The sequence below is a fragment of the Pseudoalteromonas sp. S3178 genome, assembly GCF_005886985.1.
Taxonomy (GTDB): domain Bacteria; phylum Pseudomonadota; class Gammaproteobacteria; order Enterobacterales; family Alteromonadaceae; genus Pseudoalteromonas; species Pseudoalteromonas carrageenovora.
Window position 1 is genome coordinate 1 of sequence record NZ_PNCW01000581.1, and the last position, 262, is coordinate 262.

Here is a 262-nt window from a genome sequence, read left to right on the forward strand (position 1 = left end):
AACCATTTGCAACCAGTCTCAATACCTCTATTTCTCGTACGCTAAGCGTCTCTGTGGCTTTGAACTCAGAAAAATCATTGTCGAGTTTTGGTGCATACTTTAATAGGGTTTCTGTAATCGCCGGTTGAAAGTAGGTTTCACCATTGATGATGGTTTTCATTGCATTCACCAACGAATCTAGAGCGATATCTTTGAGTACAAAGCCTTTGGCTCCATTACTTAAGCTGTCCAGAACGAGTTTGGGGTCATCAAAGGTTGTTAG

At 41.2% G+C, this 262-nt stretch carries 1 protein-coding gene; it reads right to left on the reverse strand.

All coding sequences use genetic code 11. The features are described from left to right. Positions 1–262 (reverse strand): helix-turn-helix domain-containing protein (locus CWC11_RS22315; RefSeq protein WP_138684277.1); only part of this gene is annotated, 262 nt, incomplete at both ends.